This window comes from Dietzia sp. IBK-p2-16D, assembly GCF_057773085.1.
On sequence record NZ_JBYMTL010000001.1, the window covers coordinates 439020 to 456097 of the forward strand.

The window sequence follows — 17078 nt, forward strand, 5'->3', positions numbered from 1 at the left end:
GGGTTCCTTCTGCTCAGTCCAGGTTGATCTGGGTGGCGGTGGCCCCGAGCTCGGAGACGATCCGATCGACGGTCGGCTCGGCGACCGCGCGGTCGACCCGGAGGATCAGGGACGCTCCCTCGCCGGAGGCGTCCTGGCTCAGCGCGGCGGCCTGGATGTCGATGTTCTCGCCGCCGAGAATGGAACCCACCTTGCCGAGGACGCCCGGCCGGTCGGAGTAGTGGACGAACAGGTTCTGACCCTCGGCGCGCAGGTCGAAACCGCGCTCGTTGATCCGCACGATCTTCTGGACCTTCTCGAGGCCGGAGAGCGTTCCGGTCACCCTGCCGGTGGCGCCGTCGGCGGCCACGGCCGTGACGGTGACGGTGCTGCGGTAGGACTTGGACTCACTGCGGGTCTCGACCGAGTGGGTGACGCCCCGCTGCTCGGCCATCTGTCCGACGTTGACGAACGTGGCCGGCTCGTCGGTGATGGCGGAGAACAGGCCGCGCAGGGCGGCGAGGCCCAGGACGTCGACCTGCTCGGCGGCGAGCTCTCCCGCGACCTCGACGTTGACCGTCGTGGGCACGCCCGGGCAGAGGTGACCGGCGATGAGCCCGACCTTGCGGACCAGGTCGAGCCAGGGCGCGACCTCGTCTCCGACGGGGCCGCCGGAGACGTTGACCGCGTCCGGGACGAACTCGCCGCGCAGGGCCAGCAGGACGCTACGGGCGACGTCGGTGCCGGCGCGGTCCTGGGCCTCGCTGGTGGAGGCGCCGAGGTGCGGCGTGACGACGGTGTTCTCGAGCTCGAACAGCGGCGAGTCGGTGCAGGGCTCGGTGTCGAACACGTCGAGCGCGGCGGAACGGACCTTGCCGGACTTCAGCGCGTCGACGAGGGCGTCCTCGACGATCAGGCCGCCACGGGCGGCGTTGACGATCACGACGCCGTCCTTGGCCCGGGCCAGCCGCTCGGCGTCGAACAGACCGGCGGTCTCCTTGGTCTTGGGCAGGTGCATCGTGATGATGTCGGCGCGGGAGACCAACTCGTCGATGTCGACGAGCTCGATGCCCAGCTGCGCCGCGCGAGCCGCGGGCAGGTAGGGGTCGTAGGCGATGAGGTTGGTCTCGAACGCGGCCAGTCGCTGCGCCACGAGCTGACCGATGCGGCCCAGCCCCACGACGCCGACGGTCTTGCCGAGCAGCTCGACGCCGTTGAAGGAGCTGCGCTTCCAGGTGTGCTCGCGCAGGGTCGCGTCCGCGGCCGGGATCTGGCGGCAGGCGGCCATGAGCAGTGCGACGGCGTGCTCGGCCGCCGAGTGGATGTTGGAGGTGGGCGCGTTGACCACCATGACGCCCCGCTCGGTGGCGGCGGGGATCTCGACGTTGTCCAGTCCGACGCCGGCGCGACCGATGATCTTGAGGTTCGGCGCGGCGGCGAGCACCTCGGCGTCGACGGTGGTGGCGGAGCGCACGAGGAGCGCGTCGGCGTCGGCGACCGCCTCGAGGAGCTTCGGACGATCCGGGCCGTCGACCCAGCGGACCTCCACGGCGTCGCCGAGCGCGTCGACGGTCGACTGGGCGAGCTTGTCGGCGATGAGGACGACGGGCCGTCCGGATGCTGTCACAGTGGGATCTCCTCGGTGTCAATTCGGGCACGACCAGTCTAGGGCACCGGAAAGCGGCGGCGACCAGTGGCCGGTACGCCCCCGGACGCCTACCGTGGCGGGAGTCCGCCCGGACGTGACCACCGACACGCGATGAACGGAGCACCGATGCCCCGCACCCCCCGGTCGGCCCCGCCGCCGGCACGTTTCCCCGACCCCTGGTTGCCCGTGCTCGCCCCGGCGCGCGGCCCGACGGCGGTGGCGACGTATCTGCGGGCCCACCTGTACGGCGCCGCGGTGGGACGCAGCGTCCTGGACCGCTGCATCAGTGCCGTCGACCCGGCGGACCGCGTGCGGTTGGTCCCGCTGCGTGAGGAGTTCGAGCAGGAGATCGCCAGTGCCTCCCGGCTCCTCAGGGTGCTCTCACCGGTCGGCACCCCGGGCCGTCGGCTGGTGCGTGTGTCGTCCGCGATCACCCTGTCCGCGCTCCCGGTGGGCCCGCTGCTGCTCGACCCACTCGCACGACTCGCCGTCCTGGAGGCACTGCGCACGCTGGTGGTGGCCAAGCGCTCGATGTGGGAGCTGCTCGCCGCCTCCTGGGTCGCGGACGGGCCGGCCTCGGCAGGCGGGGGGCCTGTGGGAGAGCGCGACGACGACGACGAGCTCGGCGGTCCGGGCACCGGCCGGCTCCTGCTGGGTCTGGCGGAACAGGCGCGGGCGCAGGAGGAGTTGCTGGAGCAGCTGCGCCGTACCTACGGTCTGGCGGTGTTCGAGTGAGCGCTGTGGGACGCGTTCGTGCCGACGTCGTCGTGGTGGGCTCCGGCCCCAACGGGCTGGCCGCGGCGTTGCTGTGTGCGAGGGCCGGGCGCAGGGTGGTCGTCCTGGAGGCGCAGGACACGATCGGCGGTGGGTGCCGGACCCTGCCGATGGGCGATGTCGCGTCCGGGATCCCCGGCGACCTCGCGGACGGATTGATGGTCGACCCGTGTTCGGCCGTGCATCCCATGGCGGGGGCCTCGCCGTTCTTCCGAGAATTCGACCTGTCCGCCCACGGGGTCGAGATGGTCACGCCCCCGGTGCAGTTGGCCCACGCGTTGCCGGGCAGGGACGCGATCGTCGTGCCGGCGGCCCCCTCCCCCGACACCCTCTCCGAGGGGTTGGGGTCACGCGCCGAGGCCGACCGGTGGTTCAGCCTGATCGGCCCTCTGGGCCGTCGGGCGGAGGACGTGGTCGCCACGGCTCTGTCCGATCAGCGGTCGGTCCCGCCCGTGGCCGCGACCGCGGCGCTCGGCGCGGCGTTCCTGCGGGCCCATCCCCGTGGCGCACTCGGCGACGCCCTGGGACCGGATGGGCGGACACTGTTGTCCGGTATCTCGTCCCACGCGATCACGCCGCTGTCCTCCCCGGCCGCGACGGGCGTCGGCCTCGTCCTTGGCTCGTTGCTCCACTCCCCTCTCGGCTGGACCCTGCCGGTGGGTGGCAGCGGCGCGATCACCGCCGCGCTGGCGGAGGCGATCCGGGACGCCGGTGGCGAGCTCCGGACCGGGGTCGGTGTGGACTCGTTGGCAGGGATCGACGCCCGGGACGTCGTGTTCAACACCTCCTCGCGGATCCTCGGCGAGATCCTCATGGCGTCCTCGCCCTCTCCGTCCGTGGCCCGCCGAGCGCGCCGGCTCCAGGAGGCCCCGGTCGGCGGTGCGGCGGCCAAGGTGGACCTCGTGCTGTCCGGCCCGGTGCCGTGGCGTGACGGCCGGCTCGCCGACGCCGGGACCGTCCACCTGGGAGGGGACTCCCACGCGATCGCGGCCGCCGAGCGCGAGGTCGCCGTCGGCAGGCACGCCGACCGACCCATGATCCTCGTCTCCCAGCCGTGGGTGACCGACCCTGGACGTGTCGCCCCGGACGGTCGGCGCCCGCTGTGGACCTACGCCCACGTGCCGGCGTTCTCCGACCGTGACCAGACCGAGCAGGTGCTCTCCGCGCTGGAGGAGGTCGCGCCGGGGGTGCGGGACGTGGTCGTCGCCGCCCACTGCACGCCCGCGGACCGGATGGCCGAACACAACGCCAACAACGCCGGTGGGGACATCGCGGCGGGACGGGTGGACCTGCGGGGCCTCATCGCGCGCCCGGTTCCACGGGCCGACCCGTTCGCGACCGGAGTGCCCGGGGTCTGGCACGCCTCCGGCTCGACCCCGCCCGGCCCGGGCGTGCACGGCATGGCCGGGCAGCACGTGGCCCGGAGGATCCTCGGCCGGTTACCGGCTCACTGGTAGGACACGAACCAGGGCCGGGGGCGCACCGCCATCGTCTGCTCGGGCGTGAACGTCGGGGTGTCCTCGTCGTAGAAGTTCTTCCACGCCATCCAGATGTCGGGCGACAGGCCCTGACGCAGGACGTCCCACGTCTCCATCTTCAGGTCCGGCGTGCCGTGGCCGTCGGCGTGCAGGGCGATCGCCACCTCGGGCCGGGAGGTGTCGATCCGCTCCCGGTCGTCGATCATCGCCATGCTGAACTGGTGGAGGATGAGCAGCTTCTGCGGTCCCCCGCTGTCGCGGGTGAGATCGGCCAGCCAGGTGGTGACCCGGTTGATCTCCTCGGCGTCCACCGACCCGATCTGCGCACCCGGCTGTTGACCGGGATCGAGTTTCCACTCGGGATCGAGCGCGAGGCCCACCCCGGGGCGCTTGAGCAACTCCTCGAAGATCTTGGCCTGGTCGAGCATGTCGGCCATCCCCGGCTGCAGGTCGATCACGGCGTACCCGCCGGCATCGGTGATGGCGTCGACAAGGGGGAGGAAGACCTCGGGGTCCCATTCGTTGGTGAAGTTGCCGTCCGCGCCCGGGCCCCCGGCCGCGACGGTGCCGATGATCTCGAACGCCGGGACCACCGGCTCCGGGGAGTACGGCTGGTACTCCTCGACCAGGCGCTGCACCCGCGCCACGCTCTCCTCCGGCCCCTGCTCGCCGAGGATGCCCAACACGGGGGTGATGGGTGAGCCGTACGCCGCCACGAACCGGCGGCCGGGGAACAGCAGCTGTCCCCCGCCCGGCAGTTCGGGAACCGTCCGAGCCTTCTCGACCCGGTCCTCGAGCTCGTCCTCGGTGCCCCATCCGGGCCCCAGCGCGTAGACCGCCTCGGCGTCCCGCACCGCCTCCACGGACCCGCCGTCCACCCGCGGGTCCGGGGCGCGCAGATGCGACACCGCCGCGCCCACGGCCACGGCGGTGGCGATCGACGCGACCGGGGTCCCGTCGTGCACGAGCACGCTGGGTGCGCCGTCTCCGTCCCACGCGGGCTCGCCGCGCTTGAACGGCTCGGCCGCCTCACCCGCGCCGTCGGCCGGGGTGAACTCCCCCGCCGTCATCAGCGACGGCGTACCCGGCGACTGGTGGACGGTGACGTCGTCGATCCGGCCCTGCGGGACCTCGACCTCGGAGTCGAAGGAGATCCCGGTCAGCTCCTCGAGCTCCGGCCGGCCTCCCGGGGTGTCGACGACCTCGCCGTCGTCGGGTGTGAAGGCCACCTGCCCGACCCTCAGCACCCGCTCGGCGCCCAGCCGCTGCACCTCGTCGGCCAGCGCCTCGTCCCCACCCGGCACCGCCGTGAGCATCGGTGCGCGCAGGCCCACCGCGACGGAGGCGGCACGCGCCTGGGCGGCGTCGTCCGGCGCCGCCACCACGACCACCGGCGCCGATTCCACCAGCAACCGTGTGGTCTCCACGCCGGATCCGTCGGCGTCCGCGGCGACCCGTGTGCCCTCCACCGGGGTGACCTCGGCCCCCGGGCCGTCGCCACCCGAGTCCCCCGTACACGCCACCGTCGTTCCCACCAGGGAAATGGCGAGGACCGCCGCACCCACTCCTCGGTTGAAGTGGCGCACGGCGGTCCTCCTGCTGGACGTGGGGAATCGATCCCGCAGGACCCTACAGGGGTCTCACCGGGACCGGGCCCGCAACACTCAGGCGGTCTCCGTGATCGGCCGGTCGACCCAGCTCATGAGGTCGCGTAGCTTCTGGCCGGTGACCTCGATCGGGTGCTCGGCGTTCTCCTTGCGGAGGCCCTCGAGCTCCTTGTTGCCACCCTCGACGTTGGCCACGAGACGCTTGGTGAACTCGCCGCTCTGGATGTCGGCGAGGATCTCCTTCATGCGCTCCTTGGTGCCGGCGTCGATGACGCGCGGGCCGGAGAGGTAGCCGCCGAACTCCGCGGTGTCGGACACCGAGTAGTTCATGCGGGCGATGCCGCCCTCGTACATGAGGTCCACGATGAGCTTGAGCTCGTGGAGCACCTCGAAGTAGGCGAGCTCGGGCTCGTAGCCGGCCTCGACCATGACCTCGAAGCCCGTCTTGACGAGCTCCTCGGTGCCGCCGCAGAGCACGGCCTGCTCACCGAACAGGTCGGTCTCGGTCTCGTCCTTGAAGGTGGTCTTGATGACGCCCGCGCGGGTGCCACCGATCGCCTTGGCGTAGGACAGCGCGAGCGCCTCGCCCTCGCCCTTGGGGTCCTGCTCGACGGCGATGAGCGCCGGGACGCCCTTGCCGTCGACGAACTGACGACGCACCAGGTGGCCGGGGCCCTTGGGCGCGACCATCGCGATGGTGATGTTGTCCGCCGGCTTGATGAGGCCGAAATGGATGTTGAGGCCGTGGCCGAAGAACAGCGCGTCGCCGTCGTTCAGGTTGGGCTCGATGTCCTCGGTGAAGATCTGCGCCTGCGAGGTGTCGGGGGCGAGCAGCATGACGACGTCGGCCCACTTGGTGGCCTCGGCTGCGGTCATGACCTTGAGGCCGGCCTCCTCGGCCTTCGCGCGGGACTTGGAGCCCTCACGCAGGCCGATCGCGACCTCGACACCGGAGTCGCGCAGGCTCAGCGAGTGCGCGTGCCCCTGCGAGCCGTATCCGATGACGGCGACCTTGCGGCCCTGGATCAGCGACAGATCCGCCGAGTCGTCGTAGAACATCTCCACTGCCATGGTGGATTCCCTTCGTGTTGGTTCGTGTAGCCGAGACTTGTGTAGGAGTCGAGACTATCGAGTGGTGTTGATGGACTTGGGGCCGCGTCCGAGCGCGACCATGCCGGACTGCACGATCTCGCGGATGCCGTAGCCGTCGAGCATCCGCAGCAGCGCATCGAGCTTGTCGGGGGTACCCGTGGCCTCGAGCGTGAGCGACTCCGGCGAGACGTCCACGATGTGAGCGCGGAACAGGCTCGCGATCTCCACGATCTGACCGCGGTTGGTGGCATCGGCGCGGACCTTGACGAGAGTGAGCTCGCGGGCCACCGAGCCGGCCGGATCCTGCTCGACGATCTTGATGACGTTGACGAGCTTGTTGAGCTGCTTGGTCACCTGCTCGAGCGGGAAGTCCTCGACGTTCACGACGATGGTCATGCGCGACAGGCCTTCGGTCTCGGTCGGGCCCACGGCCAGCGACTCGATGTTGAACCCGCGCCGGGAGAACAGCGACGAGACGCGCGCGAGCACGCCTGGCTTGTCCTCCACCAGCACGCTCAGGGTGTGGGAGCGAGCGCTCACTGGTCCTCCTCCTCGGCGGCGATCACCGCGGCGTCGATCCGCTCGGTCGCCTCGTGGATGTCCGTGGCCTCATCCGCCACGGAATCGGTGTCGTCGAACAGCGGCCGGATGTCCCGGGCCGCCATGATCTCGTCATTGGACGTACCCGCCGCGACCATCGGCCACACCTGGGCGTCCTTGCCCACGATGAAGTCGATGAGGACCGGGCGGTCGTTGATCGCGCGGGCCTGCGCGATCACGTCGTCGACGTCCTCGGCGCGCTCACACCGCAGCGCCACGCATCCCAGGGCCTCGCCGAGCTTGACGAAGTCGGGGATGTGCATGGAGTGCGTCGACAGGTCGGTCTGCGAGTACCGCTCCTCGTAGAACAGCGTCTGCCACTGTCGGACCATGCCCAGGTTGCCGTTGTTGATCAACGCGACCTTGATCGGCGCGCCCTCGATGGCACAGGTGGCCAGCTCCTGGTTGGTCATCTGGAAGCAACCGTCACCGTCGATGGCCCACACCTCCGCGTCCTGGCGGCCGAACTTGGCACCCATCGCGGCGGGCACGGCGTACCCCATGGTCCCCAGACCGCCCGAGTTCAACCACGTGCGGGGCTTCTCGTACTTGACGAACTGGGCGGCCCACATCTGGTGCTGGCCGACGCCGGCGCAGTACACGGCGTCCGGTCCGGCGGCGGCGCTCAGCCGCTCGATGACGTACTCCGGAGAGAGGGAACCGTCCGACTGCGGGCCGTACCCCAGCGGGAACTCGCTGCGGATCTCGTCCAGCTCGCCGACCCACGCGGACGGCTCGGTCAGCGTGCCGGACTCGCTCTCGCCGCGCAGCGTCTGGACGAGCTCGACGAGGACCTCCTTGATGTCGCCCACGATCGGGACGTCGACGGCCCGGTTCTTGCCGATCTCGGCCGGGTCGATGTCAGCGTGGATGACCTTGGCGTCGGGGGCGAACGTGTCCAGGCGGCCGGTGACGCGGTCGTCGAACCGCGCACCGAGGGTCACCAACAGGTCGGACCGCTGCAACGCGGCGACGGCGGCGACCGTTCCGTGCATCCCCGGCATGCCGTAGTGCAGGCGGTGGGAGTCGGGGAACGCCCCCCGTGCCATCAGCGTAGTGACGACGGGGATGCCGGTGAGCTCGGCCAGTGCCATGAGCTCCTCGGAGGCGTCGGCCTTGATGACGCCGCCGCCGACGTAGAGCACCGGGCGGGTCGCCTTGGCCATCATCCGCGCGGCCTCACGGATCTGCTTGCCGTGTGGCTTGGTGACCGGACGGTAGCCGGGGAGCTTCATCTCCGGCGGCCACGAGAAGGTCATCTCGGCCTGCAGCACGTCCTTGGGGATGTCCACCAGCACGGCACCGGGGCGACCGGTCTGTGCGATGTGGAACGCCTCGGCGATCATCCGCGGGATGTCGTCGCCGTGCGCCACGAGGAAGTTGTGCTTGGTGATCGGCATGGTGATACCCGAGATGTCGGCTTCCTGGAAGCCGTCGGTGCCGATGAGTGCGGTCCCCACCTGCCCCGTGATCGCCACGATCGGGACCGAGTCCATCTGGGCGTCCGCGAGCGGGGTCACCAGGTTGGTGGCACCGGGCCCCGAGGTGGCCATGCAGACGCCCACCCTGCCGGTCGCCTGCGCGTACCCGGTCGCCGCGTGCCCCGCGCCCTGCTCGTGCCGGACGAGGACGTGCCGGACCTTGGCCGAGTCGTAGAGCGGGTCGTAGACCGGCAGGATGGCCCCGCCGGGGATGCCGAAGACGACCTCGGTCCCGATCTCCTCGAGGGACCGGACGACGGCCTGCGCCCCCGTCATCCGCTCTGGGGCCGCTGACCGGGCCTTCTGGTCTGCACCCGGACGAGGTCCGGGCTGTGCCGTTGGTGCGCTCACTTCAACTGTCCTTCATGCTGGTCGTGGAGCCGTGGTTCGTGGTCGGCCGTGTTGTCTGGGATTTCTGACCGCGGTCTGACCCGGCAACAAAAAACCCCCGTCGGCCACGGAGGCCGGCGAGGGTGCGCGTCGACGGAAAGCCAGGTAGGGCTCAGGCGCCGACGCGCCGGCCGAGTACGAGACCGTTCCAGGTGTTCACGGGCCCCAGACTAGGCCGCGGCCGAGCGCGTCGTCAACTCGTGGAACATCGATCCCACGATGTGGACCGTGCCAGACTGGTGGCATCATGAGTGCCCCTTTCAGATCCCCCGTGCCGGAGTCGAGCCCCCGCGATCACGCCCTCTTCCGGGTCAATCCGATGTCGTACGTCGTCGTCGTCATCTTCGTACTCGCGATCCTCTGGCCCGTCACGTCCTACCCCGTGGCCCTGGGCTGGCTGGTGCTGCTCCCGATGGCCTTCGCCTGGTGGGTGGCCCGGACCCGGACCCGCCTGGACGAGGGGGGCGTCCACCTGTCCTCCTGGCGCGCCCGTCAGTCCGTGCCGTGGGATGAGGTCAAGGGCGTGATGTTCCCGAAGCGTGGGTTCGCGCGGCTCGTGACCACCGCTGACGCGTCACTCCCGATGGGCGGGGTCTCGTTCCACGACCTCCCGCGGCTGTCCGGCGCCAGCCGCGGCCGTATCCGCGACCCGTACGCCACGCCCGGGGCCGACGCCTCCTGATCCCGCCCGGCTGTCGGCCTCGCCGCGCGCGCCCGCCGCACCGCGACCCTCCGCGGTTCCTCGCCCCTCCGCCGCACCGCGTCCCACCGGAACCCCGCGCCCGGCGGGGACCCGGTCGGCCACGGCCTGGCGACGCATCCCCATCCGCTCGTAGACCAGGGTGACCACCACGCCCACCGCGAGTCCGGCGACAGCCCAACCGCCGAGCACCCAGACCGCGTGCCCGAGACCCGCCTCCCAACCGGAGTCGAAGAACATGATCGACCGCAGCCCGAGGTAGGCCTGGTGCATCGGTTGCAGCGTCCCGATGGCCACGAACACCCGCGGGAGCATCTCCGTCGGGGTGGCGCCGCCGGAGGTGGGGATCCCCAGCACGACGAACACCACGAGGTTCACCAGCAGCCCGGCGTTGCCGACGGCCGCGATGATCGTGTGCGCGCACAGCCCCACCGCGATGATGACCAGGTTCGAGAACCAGAACATGTGCCACGGGTCGTATCCGGTCACACCGATGATGTGCGCCACCCAGAGCACGAGCCCCGACACGAGCGGGGCGGTGATCAGGGTGACCACCCACTTTCGGACCAGGGTCTGGAGCCGCCCGAACGGCGCGACGTGGACGTGGAGCGCCAACGGTCCGATCTCCAGCGGGATGAAGCCGAGTCGCGCGTCGAGGAGCGCGGAGATGATCATCGCCCCGGTGAAACCCGCCAGGATCACGATCAGCGCGTAGAACATCGGGAGCGATGCGTTCGACACCCCGTCGGGCAGCGGATTCCACGCGGCCACGTCGATCATCACCGGATCCGCGAGGGCGACCGCCGCCGCGGCTCCGACGGTCCTGCCCTCCGCCTCGGCCAGCAGACGGGACTGCGACAGCAGTTCGGTTCCCATCCGTTCGTGGAACGACTCCTGCATCGCCTCGGCCATGGTGTTCATGACCTGTCCGGACACGATGGACACGCGTGGCGAGTACTCGAGCGTGATGCGCGCCCGTTCGGGCGGCTCCGCCGCGTCGCCCGCCTCCGTCGCCGCGGCCTCGATGAGGCCGACGACCTGCCGGCTCAGATCGGCGGGGATCCTGACCGCACCGAAGAACGTCCCGTCGCGGAGTCCTTCCTCGGCGGCCTCCGGGTCCACCACGTGCAGGCGGACACGCTTCCAGTCGTTGTTCTGGAGAAGTCCTGCGGTGATCTGCGACCCGATGTCGACCCCCCGCGGCCCGATCGGCGTCTCCAACGTCGCGGCGTCGTCCTCGTCCACCACCGCCACGGGGATGTATCGGGCGTGGGCCTGCGGATCCGCCGTGCCACCCAGGTACATGAACGACAGGAGGAAGAACAGGCCGCAGACCAGCACCACCGCCCCCGCGGAATGCGACAGGAACTCACGTAGTCCGCCCGTGTGACCAGAGTCGGTCATGTCCATCCCCGTTCGTGCCTCGTTCACGGTCGGCCGGGTGGCCCACCGTGAAAAGGGTAGACCCACGCCGGGGCGTATTGTGTGGTGGTCACGGCGCGTTCGGGTGCCGCCGCGGACGCGCGGACAGCGCGGCACCGTGCGGCACGGCCTCCGGAATGCGCCCTCCCCTTCGAATCGGAGCGAGGTCCCATGCCGCCCCTGAGGTCACGAACCAGTACCGCCGGACGTAACGCCGCGGGGGCCAGGGCCCTCTGGCGGGCGACCGGTATGACGGACTCGGACTTCGGCAAGCCGATCATCGCGATCGCCAACTCGTACACCCAGTTCGTCCCGGGCCACGTGCACCTGAAGAACGTCGGCGAGATCGTCGCCGAGCAGATCGCGGCAGCGGGTGGCGTGGCGCGCGAGTTCCACACCATCGCGGTGGACGACGGCATCGCGATGGGCCACGCGGGGATGCTGTACTCGCTTCCCAGCAGGGAGATCATCGCCGACTCGGTCGAGTACATGGTCAACGCGCACACCGCGGACGCCCTGGTGTGCATCTCGAACTGCGACAAGATCACCCCTGGCATGCTCAACGCCGCGATGCGGCTGAACATCCCCACCGTGTTCGTCTCCGGCGGCCCCATGGAGTCGGGGTTCTCGGTGGTCGTGGACGGTGTGGTCAAGGCCGGTTCGGACCTCATCACCGCGATCTCCGCCTCGGCCAACTCCGCCGTTGACGACGAGGGCCTGGACGCCATCGAGCGGTCTGCCTGCCCCACGTGCGGATCCTGCTCGGGCATGTTCACGGCCAACTCCATGAACTGCCTCACGGAGGCCCTGGGGCTGTCGCTGCCCGGGAACGGCTCGACCCTGGCCACGCACAGCGCCCGGCGGGCGCTGTTCGAAGAGGCCGGCCGCGTCATCGTCGATCTGTGCACCCGCTACTACCGGGACGAGGACTCCTCGGTGCTGCCCCGTTCGGTCGCCACCAAGTCGGCGTTTACCAACGCGATGGCGCTGGACGTCGCGATGGGCGGTTCCACCAACACCGTTCTCCACATCCTCGCCGCCGCACAGGAGGGCGAGGTCGACTTCGATCTGGGCGACATCGAGCAGATCTCCCGCCGTATCCCCTGTCTGGCGAAGGTCGCACCGAACTCGGACTACTACATGGAGCACGTGCACCGGGCCGGGGGCATCCCCGCGATCCTCGGCGAGCTCTACCGGGGCGGCCTGCTGGAAACGGATGTCCACTCGGTCCACTCCCCGTCGCTCGAGCAGTACGTCGCGGACTGGGACATCCGCAGCGGCACCGCAACCGAGAAGGCGATCGAGTTGTTCCACGCGGCCCCGGGCGGGGTGCGGACGATCGAGCCGTTCTCGACGGACAACCGCTGGGAGTCGCTGGACACTGACGCGGTGAACGGCTGCATCCACTCGGTGGAGAACCCGGCCACCGCCGAGGGTGGCCTCGCGGTCCTTCGCGGCAACATCGCACCTGACGGGTCGGTGTTCAAGACGGCGGGCGTGTCGGAGGAGAACTTCCACTTCTCGGGCCCGGCTCGCGTCGTCGAATCCCAGGAGGAGGCCGTCTCGGTGATCCTGGGCAAGACCTTGAAGGCCGGTGAGGTCCTGGTCGTGCTCTACGAGGGGCCGGCCGGCGGTCCCGGGATGCAGGAGATGTTGCACCCGACGGCGTTCATCAAGGGCGCCGGCCTGGGCACGAAGTGTGCGCTCATCACCGACGGCCGCTTCTCGGGCGGCTCGTCCGGCCTGTCCATCGGCCACATCGCCCCGGAGGCCGCCGCGGGCGGCCCGATCGGCCTGGTCCGTGACGGGGACATCGTGACCATCGACGTCGCCACGCGGTCCATCTCGGTGGATGTCGACGACGACGAGTTGGCCCGCCGCCGGGACGAGAAGGGCCCCCTCCCGTGGCGCCCGGAGAACCGGGACCGGAAGGTCTCCACCGCGCTGCGGGCGTACGCCTCGATGGCGTCCTCGGCTGACAAGGGCGCGGTCCGCATCCTGCCCGACTGAGTCTCCCCGTAGGGATCAACGGTATCCCCGTAGGGATCCACGCCCTCCCCGTCAGGGGTCCACGCCCCGGCGCCCGGGCTCTCAGCCCGCGGTGACCGGGGCGCTGTCGGCCGTAGAGGTCAGCGGGTTGGTGCCGTTGAGCAAGTACCACACGAGCCCGGCGACGACCGCGACGACCACCAGCCACACGATCCCGGAGAAGCGGGGACGGTGGGACCACGCCCACTTGCGGTCGGCGGACCAGCGTCCCGGGCCGGCGAAGAGCAGCGCCACGAGGGCGGCGGCGTAGAGGATCGAGACCTCGAGCCCGCGAGTGGTATCGCTCAGCACGGGGATGGGGTCGGCCCCGGTCAGTCGGACCGCGATGCCCAGCCCCACCAGACCCAGCAGACCGGCGGCGGCCACCGGGGTGGCCAGACCCACCACGAGCATGACCCCGGCGACCAGCTCGACGGCTCCACCGGCGATCGCGATGATGCGGGCCTGGTCGAACCCGGAGTCGGTGAGGGTCTGGGTGAACCCGTCGATGCCGGGGCCGCCGAACATCCCGAACAGCTTCTGCAGCCCCCGCATCGCGAGGAGTACGCCCACCGCCAGGCGCAGGACGAACAGTCCGAAGTCCGTCGTCCCCCGTCGTGCGATCTCATCGCGGGACGCGGGGGCGATGGTGGTCGGCTGGTCGCCGAACGGCAGCGGGGAGGACATGTCGTAGCCACCGGACTCGGCGAACTGGGAGTAGTCCGTGCGCCCGGCCGCGGGGAAGGCGGTGGTCGCGGTATCCGTGGATCCACCGGCCGAACCGGATGCACCGGCCACGCCGGCCGTGCCGGCGGTGCCGCCACTTCTCCCCGGGGCGTTGGGTACGTCCAGCGGGTAGTCCACGTCGTGGATGATCTCGGTACGGGCGTCGTCGTCACCGCGTTTTGAGGAAGTCACGTACCGACTGTATGCCGATGCCGGTGCCCCGGCATCGAGGACACGGCGCGCCGTAGTCTTGTCGGCATGAGATCGCTCCCGCTGCTGCTGGCACTGGCCGTCGCCGTGTCCGGTTGCGCGAGGTTCGACGACCGTCTCGAGGACCCGTTCACCCCCGCCCCCGGGCCCGGGATGGCGGCCGGACCGCCCCCCGCCAGCCCCGGCTCGCCGTCCCCACCGCCGTCGTCGCGATCGGGGGAACCGGAACCCCCGCCCGAGACAGGGCCGTGCGTCGACCCGGATCCCGCCGTCATCGCGACCTGCCTCGACCCCGCCGTCGCCGTGGCAGGGCTGGGTGAGCGAGCCGTGGTCGCGGAGTCGACGGGAGCGGTGAAGATCGTCTCGCCCGATGCGCCGCCCGAGCGGTTCGGCCGGGTCGACCCCCGGGGCGGCCGGGTAACCGCCGTCGCACCCTCCCCGGACTTCGCCCAGGACCGCTTGGTGTATCTCCTCGTCGTCGGCGACGGACCCACCCGGGTGGAGCGCCTGGCGCGCGGTGACGCCCCCCGGACGGTCGCCGAGCTGCCCCCCGCGGACAGTGGGGGGCTCGCGTTCGTCAATGACGTCCTCACCGTGGGCGTCGGCTCCGATATCGTCCGGTTCCCGTCGTTCACCGGTATCGGCCGAGCCGAGAATCCCCAGACCGTCGGCCGGGAGTTGGGCCGCATCCAGGCGCTGTGCCCTCTCGGAGACGAGGTGTTCCTCTCCACCGTCACCGACCGGGGCGCCGCGATCCGGACGCCTGAGCGCACGGTGTGGACGTGGCCGGACCAGCGCTCGGCAGGGGGGTGCGCGGCGTCCGAGGGCACACTCGCCATCGCGCTACCGGACGCCGAGCGGGTCGACACCCTCGAGACCGCCGGGGGCGCGGCACGAGGTCAACCAGAGGCGCTGGCCGAGGGTCGGTACGGGCGCCTGACCGGGCTCACCGTTGCCGGGCAGGGCCTCCTCCTCGCCGGTACCGCGAACAAGTCGGGCGGATCCGCCGTGCCCACGGACGACCGCGTGGTGATCCTCCCCCAATCCGGCGGCGGCGGGGACGCCCGGACCTAGTCGATTCGAACGCTTGTGCCATTTCCCGCCCGCGGGTAGAGTAGTACACACATTCGATCAACCGTGGCGTGCGGGGTGAGGGCCTTGGTGACGACGACGACGAGCTCGTCCGGATTCACGGCGCTGCGCGCGGTGGATGAGCCGTTGGAGTCGTTGGACTCGGCAGCGCTCAGCGAGGCGGCCCGGTCAGCGACGCTGGCACAGAACCTCGCCGCGGCGACCCGACTGCACGCCGCGTACCTACTCGTGGAGAGCTTCCGCCGCCTGGATGAAGCCACCCACGGCGACACCGAAGGCGACACCCGCCCCGCCCACGCCCGCCTGGACCCGGCCGGCCGGGCCCGCGATCACCTGGCCGCGGCCATGTCACTGACCTGCTGGCACGCCGGACACCTGGTCACCGCCGCCATCCAGGCCCACACCCGGCTACCGCGACTGCGGGGCGCCGTCGAACGCGGCCTGCTGCCCGAACAGTTGGCCATCGACGCCGCCTGCCGCCTGGCCGACGTCCCGGACGAGGCGATCGGCCCCGTCGAGTCCGAGGTCATCGGCCACCTCACCCGGGCCCTTGCCGGTGGCCATCGGCCCAGCCGCTCCGCACTGGACACCTCCGTCGACAACGCGGTCGCACGCCACGCCCCACAAGCCGCCCAGGACGCCGTCGACGCCGCCGCCGACCAGCGCACCGTGCGATTCCGTCCCGGCCGCAACGGCATGACCTCCATGTGGGCCCACCTGCCCTCCGGCGACGCCGAGAAACTGCGCCGCCGCATCGACGCCGCCGCCCGCGCCGCCACGGACCTGTGCCACCCCCGCAGCCGCAACCAACTGCGCGCCGACGCCCTCATCGCCCTGGGCGACCCCAACACCACCGACATCGCCGACCCCGCACACCACCCCGCACACCACCCCGAGCACACCCCGACCAGCAACCCCGCCGGCACCGGTACCGACGACCGCGGACACCGGCCCCCGCTCGGCGCCTCGTGGGGCACCGACAAGCCCATCCGCATCTCGGTCATCAACACCCTCGCCGACGGACTGCCCAACCAGGTCCAGTTCGTCAACGGCGCCTACGCCAGCTTCGACTGGCTCTGCGAAGAACTACTCTCCGGCGGCGACGCCACAGTCCGGTTCGAACTCATCGACCCCGCCCCCGGCAACCTCGACGTCCCCGACGCGATCCTCAAATACTTCATCACCCCCGCGCTGGCAGAACGCATCCGACTACGCGACGGGACCTGCCGCCACCCCGGATGCACCGTCGACGCCCACGACTGCGAGATCGACCACGCCATCGCCTTCGACCACAGGCGGCCCGAACTCGGCGGCCCCACCGCCGAGTGGAACCTGATGTGCCTCTGCCGCAAACACCACCGGGAAAAAACCTTCGGCCACTGCGCCTACCGCCCCGGCCCCCTCGGCGAGCTGACGATCATCACCGAAACCGGCCACGAACACCACACCAGCCCCACCGGCCCCCTGGCCCAGGCCCGCAACCACATCCTCGAACGCCAATGGCGCAAACACCTGGACCACCTCACCGCCGACGACGGCCACCTCACCAACCCACCAGGCACCACCCGACACCGGCGGGCCGCCACCGGCAGCACCCGGCCACCTGTCGGGACCGAGCCGCCTGACGGGGCCGAGCCTCCAGTCGGGACCGAGCCGTCGGTCGGAGTCGAGCCGTCGGTCGGAGTCGAGCCGTCGGTCGGTGCCGGGCAGTCCGACGGCTCGGTGTGGCGCCGCACGCGGGGCCGAGACTGCCCACCGCGCGACGCTACCGAGGGCGATCAGTCCGCCTAGCCATCGCCGATCGGTATGGATGTCCGTGCCGCTCAGCTACCGTGCTGCTCGGCTACTGAT

13 protein-coding genes are annotated in these 17078 nt (G+C 71.0%); 6 read left to right on the forward strand and 7 right to left on the reverse strand.

What is annotated here, in order from left to right; genetic code table 11:
• Positions 1-13 precede the first annotated feature (13 nt).
• Entirely contained in the window at positions 14-1606 is a 1593-nt protein-coding gene (serA, locus tag AC3DE3_RS02145; protein WP_260487769.1) for a phosphoglycerate dehydrogenase, read from the reverse strand.
• Positions 1607-1753: 147 nt separating this feature from the next.
• On the opposite strand from serA, the gene AC3DE3_RS02150 reads away from it, so the two are divergent.
• Together AC3DE3_RS02150 and AC3DE3_RS02155 are read left to right on the forward strand one after the other, a co-directional pair.
• Positions 1754-2362 carry a hypothetical protein gene (locus AC3DE3_RS02150; protein ID WP_488368801.1) on the forward strand — a complete coding sequence of 203 codons (609 nt, stop codon included), beginning with the start codon at positions 1754-1756 and terminating at the stop codon, positions 2360-2362.
• A 5-nt stretch (positions 2363-2367) separates the two neighbouring features.
• Positions 2368-3858, forward strand: coding sequence for a phytoene desaturase family protein (locus AC3DE3_RS02155; RefSeq protein WP_488368802.1), 1491 nt, complete (start codon positions 2368-2370; stop codon positions 3856-3858).
• On the opposite strand, the gene AC3DE3_RS02160 is transcribed toward AC3DE3_RS02155, so the two are convergent.
• The 4 genes from AC3DE3_RS02160 to AC3DE3_RS02175 all read right to left on the reverse strand — a co-directional run bounded on the left by AC3DE3_RS02160 (position 3849) and on the right by AC3DE3_RS02175 (position 9010).
• Positions 3849-5465 carry a hypothetical protein gene (locus AC3DE3_RS02160; RefSeq protein ID WP_488368803.1) on the reverse strand — a complete coding sequence of 539 codons (1617 nt, stop codon included), beginning with the start codon at positions 5463-5465 and terminating at the stop codon, positions 3849-3851. The genes AC3DE3_RS02155 and AC3DE3_RS02160 overlap by 10 nt on opposite strands.
• Before the next feature lie 78 nt (positions 5466-5543).
• Positions 5544-6557, reverse strand: a complete 1014-nt coding sequence (gene ilvC, locus AC3DE3_RS02165; RefSeq protein ID WP_260487773.1) for a ketol-acid reductoisomerase — start codon at positions 6555-6557, stop codon at positions 5544-5546.
• A 54-nt stretch (positions 6558-6611) separates the two neighbouring features.
• On the reverse strand, positions 6612-7118 hold the full coding sequence (gene ilvN, locus AC3DE3_RS02170) for an acetolactate synthase small subunit (RefSeq protein ID WP_067718247.1): 507 nt from the start codon (positions 7116-7118) through the stop codon (positions 6612-6614).
• Positions 7115-9010, reverse strand: a complete 1896-nt coding sequence (locus AC3DE3_RS02175) for an acetolactate synthase large subunit (RefSeq protein WP_488368804.1) — start codon at positions 9008-9010, stop codon at positions 7115-7117. Before AC3DE3_RS02175 ends, ilvN begins: the two co-directional genes overlap by 4 nt.
• A gap of 286 nt (positions 9011-9296) precedes the next feature.
• Here AC3DE3_RS02175 and AC3DE3_RS02180 point away from each other — a divergent pair, with 286 nt between their 5' ends.
• Positions 9297-9731: a PH domain-containing protein gene (locus AC3DE3_RS02180; protein ID WP_488368805.1), complete on the forward strand. Its 435-nt coding sequence runs from the start codon at positions 9297-9299 to the stop codon at positions 9729-9731.
• Here AC3DE3_RS02180 and AC3DE3_RS02185 read toward each other — a convergent pair.
• Positions 9624-11153: a YhgE/Pip domain-containing protein gene (locus AC3DE3_RS02185; RefSeq protein WP_488368806.1), complete on the reverse strand. Its 1530-nt coding sequence runs from the start codon at positions 11151-11153 to the stop codon at positions 9624-9626. The two genes, AC3DE3_RS02180 and AC3DE3_RS02185, sit on opposite strands and share 108 nt — an antisense overlap.
• A 189-nt stretch (positions 11154-11342) precedes the next feature.
• Between AC3DE3_RS02185 and ilvD the strand changes: the two genes are divergently transcribed.
• Entirely contained in the window at positions 11343-13181 is a 1839-nt protein-coding gene (gene ilvD, locus AC3DE3_RS02190; protein WP_488368807.1) for a dihydroxy-acid dehydratase, read from the forward strand.
• An 81-nt stretch (positions 13182-13262) separates the two neighbouring features.
• Here ilvD and AC3DE3_RS02195 read toward each other — a convergent pair whose 3' ends face one another.
• A complete protein-coding gene (locus AC3DE3_RS02195; protein ID WP_488368808.1) occupies positions 13263-14117 on the reverse strand; it encodes a DoxX family protein in 855 nt (284 codons plus the stop codon).
• Between the two features lie 66 nt (positions 14118-14183).
• Between AC3DE3_RS02195 and AC3DE3_RS02200 the strand changes: the two genes are divergently transcribed.
• Together AC3DE3_RS02200 and AC3DE3_RS02205 are read left to right on the forward strand one after the other, a co-directional pair.
• Positions 14184-15209 carry a PQQ-dependent sugar dehydrogenase family protein gene (locus AC3DE3_RS02200; protein WP_488368809.1) on the forward strand — a complete coding sequence of 342 codons (1026 nt, stop codon included), beginning with the start codon at positions 14184-14186 and terminating at the stop codon, positions 15207-15209.
• An 87-nt stretch (positions 15210-15296) separates the two neighbouring features.
• The gene (locus AC3DE3_RS02205) at positions 15297-17018 is read left to right on the forward strand and encodes an HNH endonuclease signature motif containing protein (protein ID WP_488368810.1); all 1722 of its coding nucleotides are present in this window, start codon (positions 15297-15299) and stop codon (positions 17016-17018) included.
• Positions 17019-17078 lie beyond the last annotated feature (60 nt).

Bases quoted from the DNA above. Each gene is read 5' to 3' on its own strand.
- ilvC (WP_260487773.1), bottom strand. From the start codon at position 6,557: ATGGCAGTGGAGATGTTCTACGACGACTCGGCGGATCTGTCGCTGATC.
- AC3DE3_RS02180 (WP_488368805.1), top strand. From the start codon at position 9,297: ATGAGTGCCCCTTTCAGATCCCCCGTGCCGGAGTCGAGCCCCCGCGAT.
- AC3DE3_RS02200 (WP_488368809.1), top strand. From the start codon at position 14,184: ATGAGATCGCTCCCGCTGCTGCTGGCACTGGCCGTCGCCGTGTCCGGT.
- AC3DE3_RS02185 (WP_488368806.1), bottom strand. From the start codon at position 11,153: ATGACCGACTCTGGTCACACGGGCGGACTACGTGAGTTCCTGTCGCAT.
- ilvD (WP_488368807.1), top strand. From the start codon at position 11,343: ATGCCGCCCCTGAGGTCACGAACCAGTACCGCCGGACGTAACGCCGCG.
- AC3DE3_RS02150 (WP_488368801.1), top strand. From the start codon at position 1,754: ATGCCCCGCACCCCCCGGTCGGCCCCGCCGCCGGCACGTTTCCCCGAC.